At 51.4% G+C, this 20,618-nt stretch carries 12 protein-coding genes and 1 pseudogene; 10 read left to right on the top strand and 3 right to left on the bottom strand.

All coding sequences use genetic code 11. From position 1 onward, the window contains the following. Nucleotides 1-1,080 precede the first annotated feature (1,080 nt). From metK to JWG43_RS15915, 10 genes and pseudogenes are all read left to right on the top strand, one after another. Nucleotides 1,081-2,268: a methionine adenosyltransferase gene (gene metK / locus JWG43_RS15870; RefSeq protein ID WP_205243927.1), complete on the top strand. Its 1,188-nt coding sequence runs from the start codon at nt 1,081-1,083 to the stop codon at nt 2,266-2,268. 112 nt (nt 2,269-2,380) lie between these two features. Then, on the top strand, nt 2,381-3,790 hold the full coding sequence (gene ahcY, locus JWG43_RS15875) for an adenosylhomocysteinase (protein WP_205243928.1): 1,410 nt from the start codon (nt 2,381-2,383) through the stop codon (nt 3,788-3,790). Between the two features lie 74 nt (nt 3,791-3,864). Continuing rightward, nucleotides 3,865-4,680, top strand: coding sequence for a glycine/sarcosine N-methyltransferase (locus JWG43_RS15880; RefSeq protein ID WP_205243929.1), 816 nt, complete (start codon nt 3,865-3,867; stop codon nt 4,678-4,680). Nucleotides 4,681-4,703: 23 nt separating this feature from the next. After that, nucleotides 4,704-5,540 (top strand): class I SAM-dependent methyltransferase, encoded by an 837-nt coding sequence (locus JWG43_RS15885; RefSeq protein WP_205243930.1) that lies wholly within the window; start codon nt 4,704-4,706, stop codon nt 5,538-5,540. Nucleotides 5,541-5,871: 331 nt separating this feature from the next. Next, complete coding sequence (locus tag JWG43_RS15890; RefSeq protein ID WP_205243931.1) at nt 5,872-6,738, top strand: methylenetetrahydrofolate reductase; 867 nt, start codon at nt 5,872-5,874, stop codon at nt 6,736-6,738. A 420-nt stretch (nt 6,739-7,158) separates the two neighbouring features. Continuing rightward, nucleotides 7,159-8,097, top strand: coding sequence for a carbohydrate kinase family protein (locus JWG43_RS15895; RefSeq protein WP_205243932.1), 939 nt, complete (start codon nt 7,159-7,161; stop codon nt 8,095-8,097). A 19-nt stretch (nt 8,098-8,116) separates the two neighbouring features. Then, the gene (locus tag JWG43_RS15900; RefSeq protein WP_205243933.1) at nt 8,117-9,040 is read left to right on the top strand and encodes a homocysteine S-methyltransferase family protein; all 924 of its coding nucleotides are present in this window, start codon (nt 8,117-8,119) and stop codon (nt 9,038-9,040) included. After that, nucleotides 9,037-11,469, top strand: coding sequence for a methionine synthase (locus JWG43_RS15905; protein ID WP_205243934.1), 2,433 nt, complete (start codon nt 9,037-9,039; stop codon nt 11,467-11,469). Before JWG43_RS15900 ends, JWG43_RS15905 begins: the two co-directional genes overlap by 4 nt. A gap of 230 nt (nt 11,470-11,699) precedes the next feature. Then, on the top strand, nt 11,700-12,482 hold the full coding sequence (locus JWG43_RS15910) for an epoxyqueuosine reductase (protein WP_205243935.1): 783 nt from the start codon (nt 11,700-11,702) through the stop codon (nt 12,480-12,482). 699 nt (nt 12,483-13,181) lie between these two features. Continuing rightward, nucleotides 13,182-13,541: pseudogene (locus JWG43_RS15915) on the top strand (polyphosphate:AMP phosphotransferase); the annotation flags it as partial. A gap of 92 nt (nt 13,542-13,633) precedes the next feature. Here JWG43_RS15915 and JWG43_RS15920 read toward each other — a convergent pair. From JWG43_RS15920 to JWG43_RS15930, 3 genes are all read right to left on the bottom strand, one after another. After that, nucleotides 13,634-17,662 carry a TolB family protein gene (locus JWG43_RS15920; protein WP_205243936.1) on the bottom strand — a complete coding sequence of 1,343 codons (4,029 nt, stop codon included), beginning with the start codon at nt 17,660-17,662 and terminating at the stop codon, nt 13,634-13,636. A gap of 290 nt (nt 17,663-17,952) precedes the next feature. Further along, a protein-coding gene (locus JWG43_RS15925; RefSeq protein WP_205243937.1) for an IS630 family transposase occupies nt 17,953-19,091 on the bottom strand; the annotation gives its coding sequence in 2 pieces (ribosomal slippage) (nt 17,953-18,659 and nt 18,659-19,091; 1,140 coding nt in all). Between the two features lie 177 nt (nt 19,092-19,268). Continuing rightward, nucleotides 19,269-20,120 carry an isochorismatase family protein gene (locus tag JWG43_RS15930; RefSeq protein ID WP_205243938.1) on the bottom strand — a complete coding sequence of 284 codons (852 nt, stop codon included), beginning with the start codon at nt 20,118-20,120 and terminating at the stop codon, nt 19,269-19,271. Nucleotides 20,121-20,618: the final 498 nt, after the last annotated feature.

The raw sequence follows: 20,618 nt of genomic DNA on the forward strand, positions 1-20,618 counted from the left end.
AGGAAGTGCTCACCAGACTCGCCTTCTTCGGCATGCGGCCCCTGCGAAGGGTCGCTCAACTTAACCGGGAGGTGTGGGGGAATTAAGGTGTTTTTTTGTCCGATTTATCTTGCGCCACTGCAATTAGGTGTTCCAACGATCGCAGGCACTCCTGATTTGCCCAGGAAAGTCTGTCCGCAATATCCTTCTCTCTTGCAGAGTGTTTACGCAAGGAAAGCGGAAAAGGAGCAATCTGATTATGAATTTTTACATATTAACGACTAAATAACAGCGATTTTCATTACAAAAGAAAAACCTGTTAATAGAGCGCCCGCACCCCTTGACAAAGGGTACAAGCTCTTGTAGGGTCTTGAGTGTCCGATCGGCATCCCAACCGATTAACGCTGTTTTATGCAATGGTGCGCATGCTTGTGAACCTCTCAGCGCATTTATACAACTGTAAACTTTGAAACTTATTTTACAAAAGGAGGATTTGTTTCCCATGCGACGTATAATTAAATATTCTTCAATTATACCGCCTCGCAACTTCAACACTTTGCCCGGTCTCGTCCTCATGACTGATCAGGTGACTCTCTCTTCAGCCTGTGCCGATTGGCCGGATGCTGTGATTTTGAAGCTCCCCCCCCGCTGATTACCTGAAAATCCATCCACACCCAACTTCACAACCTGATTGCCCCCACGACAAGCGCAGCGGTTTGTGTGCCTGTCTTAGTACGACTGCCATAGGCTTTGTAGTCCTTTTTCTGCGCAGTGTATGTGAAGTGAAGTTTCGCATGTAGTCGCCTGCCTCACTCTGGTGACAAACGCCCGTCTGTCAACCTGCATTGCTGGGGAGTACAGGCTGATAAGCGTTCGTGACTGATGGGCTGTATGCCCAGTCCGGGTGTTGGATGTTGGATATACATGCACCTTTTCTCTGCGGTCTCCGCTTAATAAGAAAAGAAAATCAAGAGACCGCTATCCTGTTTGCAGGAACAAAGGGAATCGCAGGAAAGGTGTTTTTACTGGTGCCGTTATACGTTTGTTTTTAACAATATTCATAATAACGGTGAATTATGTTTTTTTTAAAGGAGATAACAGATGAGCAGGATGAATGCTGACCATATTTTTACTTCGGAGTCCGTGTCGGAAGGACACCCCGACAAATTGTGCGATCTGGTGTCAGATGCAATAGTTGATGCCTGTCTGGAGCGCGATGCCGATAGCCGGGTGGGCTGTGAAACGCTGGTCACTACCAATTATCTTATGAATGCAGGAGAGATCCGCTGTAAAGCATGGGATGCCATTGATCCTCAAAATATTGCCCGCCAGGTTGTGCGTGACATCGGCTATAATCGTCCTGAATACCTGTTTGATGCTAATAGCTTCGAATATAGCAATCGCCTGCATAAGCAGTCGGCCGATATAGCCCAGGGCGTGGATGTGGGGAGTGGCATTGATACCGCACAGGGAGCGGGCGACCAGGGCATGATGTTTGGCTATGCCAGCAACTGCACTCCCGAGTTGCTCCCAGCGCCGATCGTCTTTAGCCACCGTATCGTGAAGAGCTTGGCTAAGGCACGCAAAGAAGGTCGCATTGACTACCTGCGGCCGGATTCCAAGGCCCAGGTTTCCGTGCTGCACAAAAACGGCTATCCGGAGCGAATCACCTCGGTGGTGGTGTCCAGCCAGACCGACGACGTGCCGCTGGAACAAATCCGCCGTGATCTGGTGGCGCTTGTCGAGGAACAGCTGGAGCCCACCGGGATGTTGGGCAACGAGACCGAATATTTCATCAACCCGACAGGCAAGTTCGTCATTGGTGGTCCGCATGGCGACGCCGGGCTGACGGGACGAAAGATTATAGTCGATACCTACGGCGGGGTCGGTTGTCACGGTGGTGGCGCTTTTTCCGGTAAGGATCCGAGCAAGGTCGATCGCTCGGCTGCATATTACAGCAGGTATGCGGCCAAGAATATCGTTGCTGCCGGGTTAGCCGAACGTTGTGAAATTCAGGTCGCTTATGCCATCGGGATCTCCCGGCCGCTGAGCATAAACGTGCAAACCATGGGATCCGGCAGGCTTAAGGATGGGGAAATTCAAGAAATCCTCGAAGGGGGGGATATTTTTGATTTCCGCCCTGCGGCCTTGATCGCTGAGCTCGGCTTGTGCCGTCCTGACGGTTGGAGTTACCAGCAGAGCGCATGCTACGGGCATTTCGGCGATGCCCGCTTTCCGTGGGAAAGGACCGATAAGGTCGAAGCCCTGAGGACGGCAGCCGGCATGTAGGTTGCCGCAGTAGTCGCCGGCGCCGACTGCAGCCGGTCATCCACTACGGGTAACTGTTTGTCTTTTTTGTATTCAATAGTAACAACCTATTTCTGAAAGAGAGTGAAGAATCATGAATAAACCATTTGAAGATTTTAAAGTTAATGATCTGGGGCTGGCAGACTGGGGACGGCGTGAAATCATCATTGCCGAGAAGGAGATGCCTGGATTGATGGCCACACGGGAAAAATACGGTGCTGAAAAGCCGCTGGCGGGAGTCCGGGTGATGGGCAGCTTACACATGACCATTCAGACGGCTGTCCTCATCGAGACCCTGGTCGATTTGGGTGCCGATGTGCGTTGGGCGTCCTGTAATATTTTTTCGACGCAGGACCATGCCGCGGCTGCCATTGCTGCAAGCGGAATCCCTGTGTTCGCCTGGAAAGGGGAGACCCTCGAAGAGTATTGGTGGTGTACCCTGATGGCCATGTCCTGGCCGGACGGTACGGGACCGCAACTGATCGTTGACGACGGGGGCGACGCGACCCTGCTTTTTCATCGTGGCTATGCCGCGGAGAGCAACCCAGCGATGTTAGACGAAGCCGCGGACAACAAGGAGATTCATATCCAGAATGAACTACTGAAAGAACTTCAGCAGCGAAACGCTCACTTCTGGCGTAAAGCCGTGAAGGAGTGGAAGGGCGTTTCGGAAGAGACGACCACCGGTGTCCATCGTCTGTATCAGATGGAAACAGCAGGTGAATTACTGGTCCCGGCGATCAATGTCAACGATTCGGTGACCAAAAGCAAGTTCGACAACGTTTACGGCTGCCGGGAATCTCTAGTAGACGGAATCAAGCGGGCGACTGATGTGATGATCGCCGGCAAGACCGCTGTTGTCTGCGGCTTCGGCGACGTCGGAAAAGGCTGCGCTGAAGCCTTGAGTGCGCTCAAGGCCTCGGTTGTGGTGACGGAAGTGGATCCCATCTGCGCTCTCCAGGCTCTCATGGAGGGGTACAAGGTGGTGACTGTGGAGGAGGCCCTGCCCTATGCGGACATCTATGTTACCACGACCGGTAACAAAGATGTGATCACGGTCGAACATATGAAAAACATGAAAGACCAGTCAATCGTCTGCAACATCGGTCACTTTGACAACGAAATCCAGGTGGATCGGCTCAATGAACTGTCCGACGTGGAACGGATTACGATCAAACCGCAGGTTGACATGTACCAGTTCGCCGACGGTCACGCCATTATACTGCTGGCGGAGGGGCGCCTGGTCAATCTGGGGTGTGCCACCGGTCATCCCAGCTTTGTCATGTCCAACAGCTTTACTAATCAGGTGTTGGCGCAGATCGATCTCTGGACCCGCACCCGAGAAGCCGGTGTTTACCGCTTGAGCAAAGAGCTGGATGAAGAAGTTGCCCGGCTGCATGTGGCGAAACGGGGTGGAAACCTCACCCGTTTGACAGCGGACCAGGCAGCCTACATTGGTGTGCCGCAGGAAGGTCCTTATAAGCCGGATCATTATCGCTATTGATCAATAGAAAGGCATCGCGCAGTCGGCTGTCCGATACGTCCGTGCCTGTATACAATTCATTTAAGGAGAAAATTATGCCTGGGAAAATCCATCAATCTTTTGGTGAGAATCCAACTGCCGTACGTGATTCGGATCACTATACCGACGAATATACCCAAACCCTGGTCAACAAATGGGATGAACTGATTGACTGGGAAAGCCGAGCCGCAGCCGAAGGCGACTTTTTCATTGAGAAACTCAAGGAACATGGCGCCAAGAAAGTCCTCGATGTTGCCACTGGAACCGGTTTTCATTCTGTGCGTCTCCTCAAAGCTGGTTTCGAAGTGGTATCCGCTGACGGCAGCCCGGCCATGCTGTCGAAGGCCTTTGATAACGCGAGGAAGTATGGCTACATCTTGCGCACGGTATGTGCCGACTGGCGCTTTCTCAATCGCGATGTGCATGGTCACTACGATGCGATTATCTGTCTCGGCAATTCTTTTACCCATCTCTTTGACGAGAAGGATCGGCGTAAATCGCTGGCCGAGTATTACGCCATGCTCAAACACGACGGCATACTTATTATCGACCAGCGAAATTACGATATGATTCTTGATGAAGGTTTTTCTACCAAGCACAAATACTATTACTGCGGTGAAGGTGTGGTCGCTGAACCGGAATATATCGACGAAGGTCTGACCCGCTTCCGTTATTCCTTCCCCGATGATTCGGTGTACCATCTGAACATGTATCCGCTGCGCAAGGCCTATCTGCGTCAGTTGATGAGCGAGGTCGGATTTCAAAGAATCGAAAGCTACGGTGATTTCAAAGAAACCTATCGACACGACGATCCGGATTACTTTGTCCATGTGGCCGAGAAAAAATATATTCCTATCGAGGAACGGAACTAAGCTTTATTCATAAGGAGAAAAAAATGGAGCAAAAGTACTCAAAAGCGGTGGATACCGCGCGGCGCTATTATAACAGCAAGGATGCCGATAATTTCTATTTCAACATATGGGGCGGTGAAGATATTCACATCGGCCTGTACGCGACGCCTGACGAACCAATTTTCCCTGCCAGTCGCCGCACAGTGGCACGTATGGCCGAGTTGGTCGATGGAGTGAACAAAGACAGCACCGTCCTCGACATCGGTGCCGGGTACGGTGGCGCAGCGCGCTATCTGGCAAAGGATCGCGGCTGCAGGGTCGTGGCCCTGAATCTCAGCGAAACCGAAAATGAGCGCGATCGGGCCATGAACAGGGAAAAGGACCTCGATCATCTGATCGAGGTCGTTGATGGCAGCTTCGAAGACATTCCGGCCGCTGATCAAAGTTTCGATCTGGTCTGGAGCCAGGACGCTCTGTTGCACAGTGGTGAACGACGCAGAGTCCTGTCCGAGGTGGGCCGGGTTCTCAAACCCGGCGGCCGTTTCGTCTTTACTGATCCGATGCAGGCTGACGATTGTCCGGTCGGCGTTCTGCAGCCGATCCTCGACCGCATTCATCTGGATACTCTCGCATCACCGCAATTCTACCGCGAGGAGTTGCGTCGTCTGGGGTTTGTCGAGGAAACTTTTGAAGCCCACCATGAACAGCTTCCACTGCATTATGAACGGGTCTTACAGGAAACCGTCCAGCGCGAGGAGGAACTGGTCCGGGAGGTGAGCCGGGAGTACATCGACAAGATGAAAACCGGTCTGCGCCACTGGGTTGATGGTGGCCGCAAAGGGCATCTGGCTTGGGGAATTTTCTGTTTCCGCAAGGCTTGAGCTATACCCATTGGCAGGGAAACATAGTATGGAAGATGTCCCTGTCGAGAAAACTTGAATCAGTGGCGAGATTTGCTGACGGGAATAGCCGCTGATAAAATATCGATAAGCGAACAGGAATCCCTTATCGGTTTCGGATTTGTTGGCGTAGCGGCATTGATACAAAAAGCCAGGACGACTGGAAAATTGTCGGTTGTGAGGCTTCATTACACCCTTGCTGTGCAGTTGTCAGTGGTTGTTCGTCAGCGGCAGGGGCGAACTGGATAGCGTCTATTCACGAATAGGCGTTTTACGTTCCGATTGCCCGCTGATTTTATAAAGGAAAATTTCGATGCATATCGATAGAATGATCAATCAAAAACCCCCATTCCTCTCTCTGGAGTTTTTTCCACCCAAAGAGGAAAAGGACTGGGAGACATTTTTCGGACGAGTAGAAAAGTTGCGAGCACTCTCGCCACTGTTTGTCTCTATAACCTGTGGAGCCGGAGGCACATCCAAAACCAATACGCTGGAGATCGCCAGCAGGTTGCAAAACGAGATGGGGCTGGAAACCATGGCCCATCTGACCTGTCTTGGGGGGAATAAAGAGGATATCAATCACTCCCTTGAACAACTCAGGGCGTCGGAGGTGAACAACGTGCTGGCGTTGCGGGGAGATCCTCCCAAGGAGGGAGCAACTTCCCTGACACAACCGGATTTCACTTATGCCGCTGACCTGGTCAGTTATATTCGCGAACATGCGCCCGATATGGGCATTGGGGTCGCCGGTTATCCTGAAGCGCATCCGGAATCGTCGAGCATAGCCGTTGATCGCCGGCACATGAAGGAGAAATTGGACCGGGGGGCAGATTTTCTGGTGACTCAGTTTGTCTTTGATAACCGAGTCTATTTTGAATTTATTGAGCGAATGCGCGAGCTAGGTGTCACTCAGCCAATTATTCCCGGAGTGCTTCCCGTGCTCAGTCTAAAGTCGGTGCGCTATATTCTTTCCCTTTCCGGCGCCAGTGTCCCCGGACGTTTTTATCTGCAACTCCAAGAAGCTCATGAGCGGGGAGGTGTTGCAGAAGTGCGCCGCTTGGGAATTGCGTTCGCCCGCGAACAGGTTCGCGGGCTCCTGGAGGGTGGTGCACCCGGCGTCCATCTGTATACGCTCAATCAGGCAGATCCTTGCTTGCAGATTGCCGAGGGAATTTTTTGACTTTCATGTCAACGTCCTGGACCCGTGAGTGTTCGTGCGTGCGTCAGCTTCGTTGTTTGATCGTGGCCGGTTCGAATAAAGTATACTTTATCGGACGGTTACGGGCAATGAAGATGGCGTGTGGATGGACGCCCCCGAAGGGCGGCAGGTGGAGGTAAACCATGAAAAATCCATCCTTACTTATAATCTGATTACAGAAAAATTTGTCCAATACAAGAGCCAATCCGTCACGGATTCGGGAAAGGTTAAAATTTGCTGGCCCAGCAAAGAGCGCCCAAAGCAAGGTGTACTATTGTCGAACGATGATTAGTAGTTATGATTGTCGAAATCGTGAGACGTTTGCAGCAACACCAGCAGCAGGCGTTTTTTCTTTGCCATCAATAGTATATTTTCAGGTAATTACATTAAAGAGGAGCGTTTATGACAGTACTGATCTGCGGATCCTTCGCTTTTGACAATATTATGGTTTTTAAAGACCGTTTTAAGAATCATATCCTTCCGGACAAGGTGCACATTCTCAATGTCTGCTTTCTGGCGCCGGAGATGCGCCGGGAGTTTGGCGGGTGCGCCGGTAATATTGCTTACAACCTGCAACTTCTGGGAGGAAATCCATTGCCCATGGGGACGGTCGGCGAGGATTTCGATGCGTACGCTCAATGGATGGATCGCCATGGGATTGACCGGCGGTTGGTGACGGTGGTGGAAAACACCTTCACTGCGCGGGCTTTTGTGACCACCGATATGGATGACAATCAGATTACGGCTTTTCATCCCGGGGCGATGGAGTTTGCCCATCGCAACCAGGTCGATCAGGCCGGAAAGGTGGCGCTTGGTATTGTCTCGCCAGACGGTCGCGAAGGCATGTTGCAGCATGCCGAACAGTTTGCCGCAGCCGAGATTCCCTTTATTTTTGACCCTGGTCAGGGCCTGCCCATGTTTAATGCCGACGAGTTGAAACGGTTTATCAGCCAGGCCACCTGGTTGGCTGTTAATGATTATGAGTGGCAATTGATCAAGGACCGTACCGGCCTGTCCGTGGAGCAGGTAGCTGCCGAATTGGAGGCCCTGATTATCACCCGGGGCGGAGAGGGGTCTTACATCCACACTGGTGGGCGCCGGATCGACATCCCAGCTGCCCAAGCGAGGGAATTAAATGATCCCACCGGCTGTGGCGATGCCTATCGGGCCGGCTTGTTGTTCGGCTTGAGCAAGGGGTATGACTGGGAAAAGACCGGTCGCATTGCATCGTTGATGGGTGCTTTCAAAATCGAACATCATGGTACGCAGAACCACCACTTTGATCCTCCCACTTTTGCTGAACGCTTCCAACGCGAATTCGGTTTTGCGCTTGAAGTATAATCTGTGATTCGGAGAAATAATGACCTTAGCTGAACATCCTTTATTGATATTTGACGGTGCTTGTGGCACCAGCCTGCAATCGATGGCTGTGACTGAGGCCGACTGGGCCGGTTGCGATGGCTGCAATGAGATTCTCAATGTCAGTGCCCCCCGGCATATTATCCAGTTTCACCAGAGCATGCTCAATGCCGGAGCAATGGTGGTGGAGACCAACAGCTTTGGAGCTTCGCGGATTGTGTTGGCCGAATATGGTTTGCAAGAGCGGGTGCGCGAGATCAATCAGGCCGCGGTCGATAACGCCCGCACCGCCATTGCAGGACGTCCGAATCGTTATATTGCCGGCTCCGTGGGGCCCGGTACCAAGTTACCTTCCCTGAAACACATTGAAGTGGCTGAACTGGCTGCGGCCACGGCCGAACAGATTCAGGCCCTGCTTGATGCCGGTGTTGACTGCCTGATCATCGAAACCTGTCAGGACCTGTTGCAGACAAAAACAGCTGTCGTGAGCGCTCTGGAAACGTGTGAGCGAGCCGGGGTAGAGATTCCGATTATGGTCTCGGTGACCATTGAACAACAGGGCACCATGCTGGTCGGTTCTGATATCGCCGCTGTTGTCGCCACGCTGGAACCTTATCCCCTGTTTTCACTGGGTATGAATTGCGCAACCGGACCACAGGACATGATTTCCCATGTCCAGTATCTCAGCCAGCAATGGTCGGGACGGATTTCGGTCATCCCCAACCAGGGCATGCCGCAGGTGGTGGATGGAGCAACCTGCTATCCTCTCAGTCCGGCGGATTATGCTGAACAGATGTATGGTTTTGTTGTCAGTCATGGGGTCAGCATTGTCGGCGGTTGTTGTGGCACCAGCCCCGATCACATCGCGGCTTTGGTGAACCGGCTCGCAGGAGTGCTGCCGAAAGATCGGGAGGTTGTAGTATGAAACCATCTGTTTCCAGCCTGTATCAAGCGGTGGAATTGAACCAGGACATTCCGCCGTTGCTGCTTGGAGAACGCTGCAACCCCAACGGCTCCAAGGCTTTTCGTGAAGCCCTGCTGGCTGAAGACTGGGATGGTTGCCTGAAAATCGCCCTTGACCAGGAAGCTCGGGGTGCCCAGGTGCTGGATCTCTGTGTCGCCTACGCCGGGCGGGACGAGGCCGCCGATATGCAGCAACTGACCCGCTTATTTGCCGGGTCCTGCAAGGCACCGTTAATGTTCGATTCGACCAGTCCGGAAACACTGGAGCAGGTGCTGCCGCTCTATCCGGGCCGGGCAATCATCAACTCAATCAATCTGGAGGATGGCGGTGCCCATCTGGGACGGATCTGCCGTTTGGCAAAAAAGTACGGCGCGGCTGTAGTGGCGCTGACCATTGACCAGCAGGGGATGGCGCTGACCTGTGAACGGAAAGTTGCCGTGGCCAAAGAAATATATGCCCTGGCGGTCGACAAGCACGGCCTGCGGCCCCAGGATATGCTCTTTGACCTGCTGACCTTTACCGTTGGTTCCGGAGATGAGACGATGCGCACCGCGGCCATGGAAACGTTGCAAGCGATTCGGCAAGTGAAACAGGAACTCCCCGGCGTCGGCTTTACCCTGGGCGTGAGTAATATCAGTTTCGGCCTGCGGCCCGCGGCCCGTAAGGTGCTCAATTCAGTGTTTCTTCATAAGGCGATCGCGGCCGGTTTGAATACTGCCATTGTTGATGCTGCTAAAGTACTCCCATATGCTGCAATCAGTGAAGAGGATCGCAAAGTCTGTTTGGATCTGCTGTTCAATCGTGATCCAGATGCCCTGATGGCTTTCATTGATCACTTTGAAACCGCGGTCGAAACCGTCGAGGCTGAAGGGGGACGGGGTATACTGGCGGAAGAGGCACTGCGACAAAAGGTATTAAAAGGGGACAAGGAAGGCTTGGAGGACCTGCTCACCACCCTGCGCGGGCGTTGGCGACCCTTGGACATAATCAACGATCTGCTGGTGGCGGCGATGCGTGAGGTTGGTGAACTGTTCGGGCGGGGGGAACTGTTACTGCCCTTTGTGTTGCAGTCTGCTGAGGTCATGAAAAAGAGCGTCACCCTGCTGGCCCCCTACATGGAAAAAGCCGATGACGAAGCTAAAACTTCGATTCTACTGGCGACCGTGTCTGGCGATGTCCATGATATCGGTAAGAATCTGGTTGATATCATCCTCAGTAACAACGGCTTCAAAGTACACGATATCGGTATCAAAGTGCCCGCTGAAGAGATTATCAGTAAGGCCCGCGAACTGCAGGTCGATGTGATCGGTCTGTCGGGGCTGTTGGTCAAATCGGCCTTGTTGATGAAAGATAATCTGACCCAGTTCCAGGCAGCCGGATTGACCCAGCCCATTCTACTGGGCGGAGCGGCCCTGACCCCGAAATTTGTCGCCCAGGACTGCGTGCCCAATTATCAGCAACCGGTGGTCTACTGTGCTGATGCCTTTGCCGGTTTGAAATCGATTCGTGCTTTCGAAGAGGGGAAACTGGCTGCGACCACCTGGGAACAACGGGCCATTGCCGCTAACCGGCCTGGGCCGCAGCAGGAGGTTCTGGAACGCTCTTGGAGTGTCCCCGAGGTTCCTTTTCTCGGTTGTCAACAGGTCACCGATATCGATGCGGAAAAACTGTTTGCCTATCTCAATGAAGCCGCGCTGTTTCGGGGACGCTGGGGCTATCGTCGGGGCAAGATGAGCAAAGAAGAGTATGCCGTGCTTCATCGCGACACCATACTTCCCCTGTTTGCACGGCTGAAATCCCAGGTACTGGAAGAGGACTGGCTGCAGCCGCAGGTGAGTTACGGCTACTTCGACTGCTACAGCATGGAGAATCAGCTTGTTGTCCAGAGCGAAAGCGGCGAGAAACGCTTCATTTTTCCTCGTCAACAGAGTTCACCCGGGCTCTGCATCGCTGATTATTACCGTACCGCTGAGGAAGAAGGGGACAAGGTCGGCTTTTTTGTCGTGACCATTGGCGCCCAATTGTCCAAAATAACTCAGCAACTCTATGCCGACAACCTCTACCATGATTATTTGATGATCCACGGCCTGGGCGTTGAACTGACCGATGCCCTGGCACAATACTGGCATGAGCAGATGCGCATCGAAATGAGGATTCAACAACCTCAGCAGGGTGAGATGACGGCTCATGTAGCCCAGGGATATCAGGGGTCGCGCTACGGCTTCGGTTACCCTGCCTGCCCGGATCTGGACGCTCATCTGCCACTGTTCGAATTGCTCCAGCCTGAAAAGATCGGTGTCAGTCTGACCGAGTCCTATGAAATGGTCCCGGAGATGAGCACCTCAGCGATTATTGCCCATCATCCGCAGGCTAAATACTTTTCGGTTTAATAGCTGAGAGGAGAGGGCGAACTGGTTACCTCACGGGGAAGTGTTTGCTTGTTGCGCACCTGTTGAGTTCCTCATAAGGGGGCAGGTAGGTAGTGCCAAAAGCTCGTTGCGCTTCATTGCTGTTGGTGAGCATGTTTGCACTTTGGGAAGAAATTTAATCGGTAATTCGGGCAAATTTACAATGCTTGAAGGATCATCATTGCAAATTTTGTATTTTTTGGAGGTTAACCTTGAATTTCAATGTTCTTTCGCAATGGCTTGTCGACTTCGTGGCAACTTATCCGAAAAAATACAATGAAATAGCCATTTGGCGAGAACCCATCATAGCCTGTTCTCCGGCTGACGAGCGATTCTTGCGTCTGAAAGAAATCACTGTCACGGACCATGCGCTCCCTGCTGATCTTTTGCGCGACGGCAAAACAGTTGTTGTCTGGTTTATCCCCTTTAAATTTCATATTCAGATGGATAACACGCAAGGTAAGCATCCTGCTCTGAGTTGGGGCCGAGCGTATCTGGCTACCAATGACATGATCAATCGTATCGGCAGTGCCATGAAAGATTTTATCGAAAAAGAAGGGGGCGAAGCCGCGCTTACGCCTGCCACCCACAACTTCGACAAGAAACGAATGGTGAGCCTTTGGTCTCACAAGCACTTAGGGCACTTGATCGGTTTAGGTCGTTATGGAACGAACTGCCAACTGATTACTCCAGAAGGATGCAGTGGTCGCATGGGCAGTTTGGTCACGGACCTGGATCTGGGTGAGCACCCCCTGGTTACCACCGACGAGCTTTGCCTGGTTAAGGGCGGTAAAAAATGCGGTAAATGTATCAAATCCTGCCCTGTCGATGCCTTATCCGAGGAAGGTATGGATAAGACGCTTTGCTATGTCCGTTTGCGAGAGAACTATCAGTTATTAATGGAACCGGACGGCCTGCCGGAGACTACCTCCGTCTGTGCCAAATGTCAGGTGGGTATGCCTTGCAGCGTCAGATCACCCCTGCCAACATATTAACAACGTACGTTTCACGTAGACCATCAATTTCAGCTGAAAAAGAAGGGTTATTGAACTGTGCCCCCTGTTGCATGGAGTTTTTTTAAACAGCAAACACGCAGATGAATGGAGAAATGCAGGGTCAGGTCTTGAATTGACAGTGTATTGATAGTTCAAGACCTGACTCTTCTTTGCGCGTTTTCAACATTTGAGTTTCATCTTTCGTAGTGACTTCTTGTCATGGGGGTTAAATACCTGGAGCTGGATCATATTCATCAATCCTGAATCCGTGACGGCTGGACTCTTGTTTTGGACATATTTCACTGTAATCATTTTGTAATTGCAGCGGAATCCTTGGCAATAACTTTTACCCGCCGCCCTTCGGGGCATCCGTCCGCACGCCATCTTCATTGCTCGTAACCGTCCGATAAAGTGTACTTTAATCGATCGGTCACGAACAACGAAGCTGACGCACGGACGAACGCTCACGGATTCAGGATCAATATCAGCCCCGCAAGTTGCCGAACCACTCGCGCCTTGAACTCTCGTCGTCGCATCAATTCTCGTTGTGCCTGCTCGCCAGTCCTCTAAATCTTAGCTGAATTGACCAGAGGAGTCTGTTGTCAGGCCGGTCGAGGATGACGGATAGGTGCTTGTCCCTGCCAAAGGATCGTCAGTGGTAACAATCGTGATATCGACCGGTAGGCCACTCACAGCAGGGATTTTGAGGCGCAGATGGTCAGGCACCACCTCCTGGTGGTAAAATTCTGGCTGACCATTACCAAGGATGAGCAACTGCATCGATTCGAGGAGAGAGAACGGACCGGGTTCAAGCGCTTTAAGATCACCGAGGAAGACTGGCGCAACCGCGAGAAATGGGAAGAATATGAGAAAGCGGTGTGCGACATGGTGGATCGGACCAGCACCAAGCTCGCACCCTGGACCCTGGTGGAAGCCAACGACAAGTATTTCGCCCGTATCAAGGTGTTGCAAACCCTGTGTGAACAGATCGAAGCCAAGCTGCAGCAGCTGCAGGAAGAAGGGACCGATTACCTGGATGAACCTCAAAAGTCGGGTTGATGGCCTGGCGGACTGATCGGACTATCGCAGAGCCGATCATCCGCCATGTCTGAGAGAAAGGTTCTGGAATTATAAAAAAGATGAAAAAATTTTCATCGGTCGGTGCGGAAAGGGATGTATGCAAACGATAGAGTCGTGGACGGATAGGTGATGACACCGGATTCCTCGCCCCGCGAGTCTGAGTGTGACCAATGTGTCGTCGCGGTTGCACTACTGCCGTGGTCAGTGACATTGAATTGACCTTTAAACCGCTCACTTTCTTCAAGGGTCACGTCAATGGTAAAGGTTCCTTCATTATGCACCTTCGCGGTCGGATGCTGTCGGTAGGAATCTGTTTGCCAGGTCCCTTTTAATGTCAGGCGATCGTTTTGAATCCTACCCGACGCCGAGGCTCGCATATCCATAATATGTTGGTAATTCATCGGCTCCATCACGGCGGAGACGTTTCCATCGGGATCGATATCGACTTGCAAAGCCACAGGAAATTCAAGGATGGGCACCGTAAAAAAGACCTGGTGGTTAACGCGCATACTGCGGATTTCCTCTTCATCAAACAGTATGGAAAAAGAAAGCAGGCCTTGCTGTTTCTTTATCATTTCAGAATGATCGACAAGGCCTTCACCTAAAAGTTCTCCCTCGGCGGAAAACAGTCTGACCGTTGTTATTACCTGTTCGTCCAGCGAGGGCATCGCATGACGGCTTATCACTGTCATCAGGTTGTCCTTTTTTTCGACATCCGGGGCTGGGTCGGAAAAAATTTCCTTGCCGTCTGCATACCATTTGAAAACAAATGGTTTTGCAAGTACATCCGGTATGTTTTCCGCACGCACCTCTGTTTCGATACCGCCTTCCACCTCTTGTCGCGACGTTGTAAAGGAGACCTGATACACATCCAGTTTCGGATACCATGCGCTTCCCTTGTTATTAACCGCTACTGCAAAAAGCTGTTGATTATCAGACACTGTGTGAACCTGATAATCATGCTCAGCCGTTATGGCTCTGATCTCGGACGGCGCTGCTGCTTTGTCCGGTATATCAAAAAGGAAAAGACTGTTTTCCGCATGGATACGGCTCAGGCGATGCGTGCTCAGTTCCTTGGGAATGACAAAAATAAGTGGTTTTGGTGCTCCTCCATACCCGGGGTCGGCGGTGATACGGGTGATTTGTGCAGTATGACGATAATCAGCGGTTCTTTGCACGCGCAGTTCATCCAGGACATCGGAAAATTCGAATGACAGTCTTGTCCTGGGGTTGGATTTGGTCTCTGTTGTCGAGGAAATCGCCCGATTGATCTGCTCAGGACCCAAGGGGCTGTCCCCACCGGTAAACCACCAGAGAACAAATTCGGTGTACACATCATTGATGTGCAGGTTTTTTGAAGCGATATAACGGGAAAGGTTACTGTACACGCTTGGGTTGTGGTAGGAGGCAACGGTTTCAAACATTTCTCGAAACGGCAGACCTTTATGGGTGACCAGATATTCAAAAAACCAGGCGCAGTTATAGGAGTGATGGTCCGCGCGGCGCCAGAATGCCAGAGCACTGGGCGAATGGGTGAGCGGTTTTTCCAGAAAGCGGGGTTCAATTGTACCTCCCATGAGAGGATTCGGTTGCCCATTGACTGGATAAGCTATCCTTCCCGCGGCATAGTCCGCTGTGCCTTCCAACCACCATTGCCGCGCGAGCAGCGTTGTCGACGGCGCCGTTGTCAGGGGAACACCCAGTTCCGTCATGCCGATCATGGTGTAATACCGACTCTGTATGTTATGGAATAATTCATGCGCAATCTGAAAACGGTTCACTCCATCAAAAGGATCGATCGGGATGGTAATCGCACCTGTATATTTACCGCGACTCGCATCGCTGTCCAGACTTGATCCGGTCAGGTACACATTATAGCGCCGGTTTTCAAGTGTCTGGGGGAGAACCCCGTGGGCTGCGGCATATCCTGAAATGTGCTGACTGGTGCGGGTAACGGCACGGATCTTCTCCAACTCCCTGAATCCGGCTTGTTCATAGATCTTCCTTGCATCATTCAAGGTATTGAAAACGGCTTGCACATAGGAACTGCCGGCAAAAGCATGATCCCCATACCGTGCCTCGAAGGTCTTCAGTTCCTCCAGGCTGTAATGCATTGAGAAAAAATCATTGTAGATATGCCCGTCGGAGCCGACAACATCTATCGCCCAATCTGTCAGGTGATGGGTGGGAAATAACAGCCGATGATTGGTTTCGTCCACCCATACAGGAGATTCAACCCACATCTCGAGGAGCGTGTCCCAGTAACTCACTTTCAGGGCGTGGATGGGGGCAAGATCTGTCGGTAAACGTTCCTGATCGTAAGCCACTTCTATCCAAAGAGGTTCTTTGAAATAAACCTGGTCACCAACGGTTATTTTGAATGTATTGAGCCGTTGCGCGAAGGGAGGCGGTGCGGGTGCATCGGTCACCGAGGCTATGGTGATCGTTTCTTCGTGTTGGAGGGTGTTTCCCGGAATAGTTATTTTCACTCCATGGGGTGAATCAACGGTCTGCGCATCATGCGATGGTCCCAGTATCGCTGAAAAGGGCTGAGTTCCTGCAATCGGTGTTGCTCCCTTGACCACCGGTTGTGCCACAGTCGATGGGAGAGAAGAGTAATGGTACCAGGTGCCTTCTCTGTTGACCACGTAGGATAATCCCTTGCTGTTCCCGCACAAATGAAGGGTACCCGGGTGGTATTCATCGTAGTGCGCCATCACTGTGCCGTCGTACACAAAAGCGATTTTGTTCCCCGAGACAACCATGGCGACGCTGACCGCACTGTCCGGGCTGAACCGCGCCTCAAGCACCTGATCAAAGGGACCCGTTTCGCTGCCATCCACGACCAGATACCATTTGTTCTGACGCTGTGCCGCATATAGGTACCGCTGGCTGTCCGGCGAAAAGACCAGGGAGCCTTCCAGGATTGCATCGTAGGTGCGCAGATTTTCCCTGCCGTCGATAACCGCAACCCAGCTATGATTATGGCGGCGCGCGGCGTAGAGATAGCGCTGACTGTCCGGTGAAAAAAGCATCGAGTCGTTTAACACCGCACTGTATCGCTGCAAGGGTTCTCGACCATCCACCGCCACTGTCCACGTCTGCTGATTTCGTGCTGCATACATATAGCGCGAACTGTCCGGTGAAAACTTTAGCGACCCGGCTAGCACACCGTCATATTGCCGCGACAACCCCTCCCCGTCGATGACGATGGACCATTTGCCCTGCTGTTGGGCCGCGTAGAGGTGCCGCTGACTATCCGGTGAGAAAACAGGTGTTCCTTGCGCAACTTTTTCGTATTTGTTTGCCAGCGGTTCACCGTCAATGATCACAGACCATTGCTGCTGCTGTCGGGCCGTATACAGATATCGGTTGCTATCCGGCGAAAAAATAGGCGTGTCGTCGCCGATCTCGTCATAGGTTCGCGGATCCGCTGTTCCATCGACCACCACCGACCATCTGTTTTGCAGTTGCACCGCATAAATATAGCGTTGACTGTCCGGTGAAAAGGACAACGTACCCCTGCCAATTCCGTCATACTGTTGTGCTGCATGCGTCCCGTCAACTGATACAGACCAGGTTTTCTGACGTTGCGCAGCGTACATGTATCGCTGACTGTCCGGCGAAAAAACAGTCGTTCCGACTAAAATATTGTCATAATGATAGGGGGTTGCTTTGCCATCGACAATAACAGCCCATTTATTTTCCTGCTGCCCCGCATAGATATACCGTTTGCCATCCGGTGAAAAGAGATGGCTCCGCAATCCATTATAGGTATGAGGTATTTCTTGACCGTCGAGCACTACCAGCCGTTTATTTTGATCAATGGCAAAATACATATACCGCGCGCCATCGGGGCTGAACATGGTTGGTTCTATATGAATCCAGTCATACTCATTTTGCGTATGACCGTTGAGAGAGATGGTGTACTGGTTGCCTGTGCGTAATACATACGCTACGGATTTTCCGTCCGGGCTCACTTGAAAGGTATCTTGCAGCCCGTATTTTTGATCAACCCGGGTTAAGACCGTATAATCGCCGTACCCTGAGGACACCCCGAAAAACAAGACAAGCATCCAGAGGACACCTGTCGTTTTCATAATGCTTTTCATAAACTTATCCCTGATGGTGGGTGAAGATAAGCGCAGATTTTTTTTGCAAGCAACCCTTGATAAGAATTCTGGATAAAAAAAACTTTTGAGTCAAGGCTGTTTCCATGGTCGCGGCATTTCCTGTTTTTTAGAATCGATGCTCCCGCATGGCTAGCTCAATGAACATGGATCCATGGTTGGTGCCGGACTACCTGAGGGAAAAAAGAACCAAAAAAATCCCCGGATCAAGGAAATTCTGATCCGGGGATAATGAACGTTCACCGGGTGCTAGTGTCGCGTCACACATCTAATGTTGGATAAAGCCTTTTCAGTCTAATCCGAGCATCTTCGGCAGTGAACTGCCAATTTACCCCGGCTTTCACACCATTTCTTGTTGACTCCCAGGCCTTCACCTCGTTGCGCATAACGCCAATCTCAGCGATCCGGCGTTTTAAGCACTGCCCGCTCAAAACGTTCAGTTCAATCTCGGCCATGTTTAACCAGCTTCCGTGCTTTGGTGTATATACAAACTCGAAACGATCCCAAAGTGCCTTGGCCTTTTCTGGTGAAAATGCTTCGTACAAGGATCCAGGAACATGGGTATTGAGATTGTCCATCACCAAGGTGATTCTTTCGGCGTCTTCGTAACAGGAAGCGATTTTCTCCACGAAAATTGCCCAGTCCACCTTGGTTTTTGTTTCTGTGACTTCTACCATCCGTGTTCCTGCCAATGGTTCATTGGCCATGAAAATGTTGCATGTGCCACACCGCTTGTATTCATAGTCATGCCGAGCCGGCTGGCCCGGCAAGGCGGCAATGGGCGTTTTTACCTCATCAATCAATTGGCGCGGGGACTCATCCATGCATACCACTGGGAATCTTTCATCATACGGTCTTTTGTAAACATCAAGTACTTGCTCCATCTGGGCAACAAAATTGGCATTGTGGTTTGGCGGGATTACCCACCCGACTTTTCGCCACGGCTTGATTTCGTTTTTTTTAATACGCGTCGGATGGTCTCATGCGAGACACTTTCAACATATCCTAATTCAACGACTTTATCCGCGAGGAGGCGTAGCGACCACTGCGCTTGTCCTTCAGGTGGCTCACTACAGCTGAGCGCAATAAGATGAGCCTCAAAATCTCCATCGGCCTTGCGTTTGTACACCCGCTCACGCTCATGGCCGTTGAGCGCGATGCCAATGCCTTCCTCCACAAAACGCTGTTTTACCCGGTGAATTTTCATTGCACTGACTTTCAATACCTTGGCGATCTCCTGCTCCGTTAATGTTCTCCGTTCAGGAGCATCCTCATCGTAGTTGAGTAGAATCAATGCATTGAGAACTTTTTGGGAATTATGCTTTCCCTTGGCAATAATGCCTTCAAGCTCATCGCGTTCATCTTGGCTAAGTGAAAATCGGTATTTGATCTTGGGCATAGTCGGCTCCGTTTTTTCTGACTATACCATTTTTTTACTAACACTTCAAACGTGACGTGACACTAGCTAAAAAACCGCTTGACCTGAGAACTGGAACCAATCAGCTGATAAAGGTTGGATAGTTGCTGAATGGTTATCAAGATATTGAAATTTTTACTAAATTTATATGTCGATACATTAATCATCCTTTCGGCCATCGGGATGGCGTGTGCCTTTGACCGCGCCTGGCTCTCCGGTAATGAAATCGTTTTCCATATAGTGCATCACATCATCGGTCGAGAGGACGTTGGCAACGGTGCCATTGGCGATTGTCAATGATATCTGTTGATTGGCTGTGGCTGTTGCGACTGCATCACCCACCACCACGACATCATAGCCACGCGAGCTGCCTGCATAGGCGGTGCTGAGGATACATTCATCCGTCCACAGACCCACGATAACGATGGTATCAATCGCAAGGGCCTTCAGTTTTTCGTCCAGATACGATCTACCATGTTCATCAAAGTTCCAGAACATATCCAGATGCTTGCCATGGTAGAACCAGCCATCGGCCATTTCCTCTTCCGTCGGGGCGATCTCGGATAACGGCCGCATACCTGCAGCGCCGGTGAAGACATAGCAAGCGTTTTCCGGGGTATCCGGACGCAAGCCCTGTGGGCCATACCATCTATCCATGGCATTGGAAATGCCATCGTCAAAAGTTCGAGTCCACGAACTCCAGGTAATACAGACTCCATCACTTTTTGCTCGAGCTGCACGAAAGGCTCCCACCAGTTTGGCCATATTCGGGAGAATATCCCCTGCATAGGGCCGGTATTCTTCCTGACAGTCATCCAGGAGCAAGGCAATGCGGCGAGGACGATCTTTCAGGTTCCATGCTGCCCAGAACGTCAGAGGACAATCGTTTGGCCCCCCTGGCGTTTTGCTGTGATTTTCCATTGGCTGCAAGGCCAGCGTCATGTCTCGATGCTTACATGGCTGCTGCAGAGCTTCTTTAAGTGTCAGAATGTTGTTTTCAGGATTCTTCATTGGGATCTGCAATTTGACCTTTGATGTATTTGGAAAGGATTTGAAAAAAAGGATTTCAACGGGGCAGGAATGAAGGGTGTTGTTGCCGTACAGGGCAATATCTTCCTTTTATGGCGGCTTCAGCGATGTCCATCAACGCCTGACGTTCGGTCGAAAAGGCCCATTTGACTCAGCCCTTCGACGTGTACGGGATCATGCTATAGGTTGATGGACATTTTGTCAAGTATCTTCCCGAAGAAGCTTGTAGAGCAAATGAGCATATCTACCCTCTTGAGCCACTGCAATGGTATGATGCACCATTTCATGTTCCATGCGGTAATGAATACCTTGATCCGTGAGTGTTCATCCGTGCGTCAGCTTGGGGGACACGGGGTCAGGGGGACACGGGACACGGGGTCAGGCCTCCAAGTTGACAAGTTGATTTTCCCCTGTTTCCCTTCCCACTGAATAAAATCGCGGGCATGGCCCGCTCCTACAGGTTCGGTGGCAATGTAGGAG

It is taken from the genome of Desulfobulbus alkaliphilus (genome assembly GCF_016918545.1).
In the GTDB taxonomy this organism is placed as follows: domain Bacteria; phylum Desulfobacterota; class Desulfobulbia; order Desulfobulbales; family Desulfobulbaceae; genus Desulfobulbus; species Desulfobulbus alkaliphilus.

Coding starts and splice junctions, on each gene's coding strand:
- JWG43_RS15930 (WP_205243938.1), bottom strand. CDS start 20,120: ATGAAGAATCCTGAAAACAACATTCTGACACTTAAAGAAGCTCTGCAG.
- JWG43_RS15890 (WP_205243931.1), top strand. CDS start 5,872: ATGCATATCGATAGAATGATCAATCAAAAACCCCCATTCCTCTCTCTG.
- metK (WP_205243927.1), top strand. CDS start 1,081: ATGAGCAGGATGAATGCTGACCATATTTTTACTTCGGAGTCCGTGTCG.
- JWG43_RS15905 (WP_205243934.1), top strand. CDS start 9,037: ATGAAACCATCTGTTTCCAGCCTGTATCAAGCGGTGGAATTGAACCAG.
- ahcY (WP_205243928.1), top strand. CDS start 2,381: ATGAATAAACCATTTGAAGATTTTAAAGTTAATGATCTGGGGCTGGCA.
- JWG43_RS15900 (WP_205243933.1), top strand. CDS start 8,117: ATGACCTTAGCTGAACATCCTTTATTGATATTTGACGGTGCTTGTGGC.
- JWG43_RS15920 (WP_205243936.1), bottom strand. CDS start 17,662: ATGAAAACGACAGGTGTCCTCTGGATGCTTGTCTTGTTTTTCGGGGTG.
- JWG43_RS15885 (WP_205243930.1), top strand. CDS start 4,704: ATGGAGCAAAAGTACTCAAAAGCGGTGGATACCGCGCGGCGCTATTAT.
- JWG43_RS15880 (WP_205243929.1), top strand. CDS start 3,865: ATGCCTGGGAAAATCCATCAATCTTTTGGTGAGAATCCAACTGCCGTA.
- JWG43_RS15895 (WP_205243932.1), top strand. CDS start 7,159: ATGACAGTACTGATCTGCGGATCCTTCGCTTTTGACAATATTATGGTT.